At 57.0% G+C, this 3,288-nt stretch carries 1 rRNA gene; it reads right to left on the reverse strand.

The features are described from left to right. Positions 1-21: 21 nt before the first annotated feature. Positions 22-3,143: ribosomal RNA gene (locus tag ACIA79_RS33475) — 23S ribosomal RNA — on the reverse strand. Positions 3,144-3,288: the final 145 nt, after the last annotated feature.

A 3,288-nucleotide genomic window follows, 5' to 3' on the forward strand; every position in this document is an offset into this window, starting at 1 on the left:
ACACAGTGGACGCGAGCAACTGAGGACAAGCCCTCGGCCTATTAGTACCGGTCAACTCCACCCATTACTGGGCTTCCATATCCGGCCTATCAACCCAGTCGTCTACTGGGAGCCTTACCCTCTCAAGGAGGTGGGAATACTCATCTCGAAGCAGGCTTCCCGCTTAGATGCTTTCAGCGGTTATCCCTCCCGAACGTAGCCAACCAGCCATGCCCTTGGCAGAACAACTGGCACACCAGAGGTTCGTCCGTCCCGGTCCTCTCGTACTAGGGACAGCCCTTCTCAATATTCCTACGCGCACAGCGGATAGGGACCGAACTGTCTCACGACGTTCTAAACCCAGCTCGCGTACCGCTTTAATGGGCGAACAGCCCAACCCTTGGGACCGACTCCAGCCCCAGGATGCGACGAGCCGACATCGAGGTGCCAAACCATCCCGTCGATATGGACTCTTGGGGAAGATCAGCCTGTTATCCCCGGGGTACCTTTTATCCGTTGAGCGACGGCGCTTCCACAAGCCACCGCCGGATCACTAGTCCCGACTTTCGTCCCTGCTCGACCCGTCGGTCTCACAGTCAAGCTCCCTTGTGCACTTACACTCAACACCTGATTACCAACCAGGCTGAGGGAACCTTTGGGCGCCTCCGTTACCCTTTAGGAGGCAACCGCCCCAGTTAAACTACCCATCAGACACTGTCCCTGATCCGGATCACGGACCCAGGTTAGACATCCAGCACGACCAGAGTGGTATTTCAACGACGACTCCACCTGAACTGGCGTCCAAGCTTCACAGTCTCCCACCTATCCTACACAAGCCGAACCGAACACCAATATCAAACTGTAGTAAAGGTCCCGGGGTCTTTCCGTCCTGCTGCGCGAAACGAGCATCTTTACTCGTAGTGCAATTTCACCGGGCCTATGGTTGAGACAGTCGAGAAGTCGTTACGCCATTCGTGCAGGTCGGAACTTACCCGACAAGGAATTTCGCTACCTTAGGATGGTTATAGTTACCACCGCCGTTTACTGGCGCTTAAGTTCTCAGCTTCGCCGACTCGAAAGTCAGCTAACCGGTCCCCTTAACGTTCCAGCACCGGGCAGGCGTCAGTCCGTATACATCGCCTTACGGCTTCGCACGGACCTGTGTTTTTAGTAAACAGTCGCTTCTCGCTGGTCTCTGCGGCCACCCCCAGCTCACGGAGAAAATCCGATCACCAGTTGTGGCCCCCCTTCTCCCGAAGTTACGGGGGCATTTTGCCGAGTTCCTTAACCATAGTTCACCCGAACGCCTCGGTATTCTCTACCTGACCACCTGAGTCGGTTTAGGGTACGGGCCGCCATGAAACTCGCTAGAGGCTTTTCTCGACAGCATAGGATCATCCACTTCACCACAATCGGCTCGGCATCAGGTCTCAGCCTCAATGTGTGACGGATTTGCCTATCACACGGCCTACACCCTTACCCCGGGACAACCACCGCCCGGGCTGGACTACCTTCCTGCGTCACCCCATCGCTTACCTACTACCACCTTGGGCCGGCGGCTCCACCACTTTCCATTCCCCGAAGGGTCCGGAACGGCTTCACGGCCTTAGCATCAGAGGATTCGATATTGGGCGTTTCAAAGCGGGTACCGGAATATCAACCGGTTGTCCATCGACTACGCCTGTCGGCCTCGCCTTAGGTCCCGACTTACCCTGGGCAGATCAGCTTGACCCAGGAACCCTTAGTCAATCGGCGCACACGTTTCCCACGTGTGTATCGCTACTCATGCCTGCATTCTCACTCGTGAACCGTCCACAACTCGCTTCCGCGGCTGCTTCACCCGGCACACGACGCTCCCCTACCCATCACAGTCCCCGTTGGGGGTATGTACTGCAATGACACGACTTCGGCGGTACGCTTGAGCCCCGCTACATTGTCGGCGCGGAATCACTTGACCAGTGAGCTATTACGCACTCTTTCAAGGGTGGCTGCTTCTAAGCCAACCTCCTGGTTGTCTCTGCGACTCCACATCCTTTCCCACTTAGCGTACGCTTAGGGGCCTTAGTCGATGCTCTGGGCTGTTTCCCTCTCGACCATGGAGCTTATCCCCCACAGTCTCACTGCCGCGCTCTCACTTACCGGCATTCGGAGTTTGGCTAAGGTCAGTAACCCGGTAGGGCCCATCGCCTATCCAGTGCTCTACCTCCGGCAAGAAACACACGACGCTGCACCTAAATGCATTTCGGGGAGAACCAGCTATCACGGAGTTTGATTGGCCTTTCACCCCTAACCACAGGTCATCCCCCAGGTTTTCAACCCTGGTGGGTTCGGTCCTCCACGAAGTCTTACCTCCGCTTCAACCTGCCCATGGCTAGATCACTCCGCTTCGGGTCTTGAGCGCGCTACTGAATCGCCCTGTTCGGACTCGCTTTCGCTACGGCTTCCCCACACGGGTTAACCTCGCAACACACCGCAAACTCGCAGGCTCATTCTTCAAAAGGCACGCAGTCACGAGATGCAAGCAAGCTCGCATCCGACGCTCCCACGGCTTGTAGGCACACGGTTTCAGGTACTATTTCACTCCGCTCCCGCGGTACTTTTCACCATTCCCTCACGGTACTATCCGCTATCGGTCACCAGGGAATATTTAGGCTTAGCGGGTGGTCCCGCCAGATTCACACGGGATTTCTCGGGCCCCGTGCTACTTGGGTGTCTCTTAAACGAGCCGTTGATGTTTCAGCTACGGGGGTCTTACCCTCTACGCCGGACCTTTCGCATGTCCTTCGCCTACATCAACGGTTTCTGACTCGTCTCACAGCCGGCAGACCGTGAAAAAGAGATCCCACAACCCCGCATGCGCAACCCCTGCCGGGTATCACACGCATACGGTTTGGCCTCATCCGGTTTCGCTCGCCACTACTCCCGGAATCACGGTTGTTTTCTCTTCCTGAGGGTACTGAGATGTTTCACTTCCCCTCGTTCCCTCCACACTGCCTATGTGTTCAGCAGCGGGTGACAGCCCATGACGACTGCCGGGTTTCCCCATTCGGAAACCCCCGGATCAAAGCCTGGTTGACGGCTCCCCGGGGACTATCGTGGCCTCCCACGTCCTTCATCGGTTCCTGGTGCCAAGGCATCCACCGTGCGCCCTTAAAAACTTGGCCACAGATGCTCGCGTCCACTGTGCAGTTCTCAAGCAACGACCAGCCACCCGTCACACACCACCGAAGCAGTGTTTCACCGGGGCCGGCATCGCGAAGATGGGACAAAGTCCGCACCCTCAGACACCCAACAGCGTGCCCGACACGA

The sequence above is a fragment of the Streptomyces sp. NPDC051310 genome (genome assembly GCF_044455245.1).
Classification (GTDB): Bacteria; Actinomycetota; Actinomycetes; order Streptomycetales; family Streptomycetaceae; genus Streptomyces.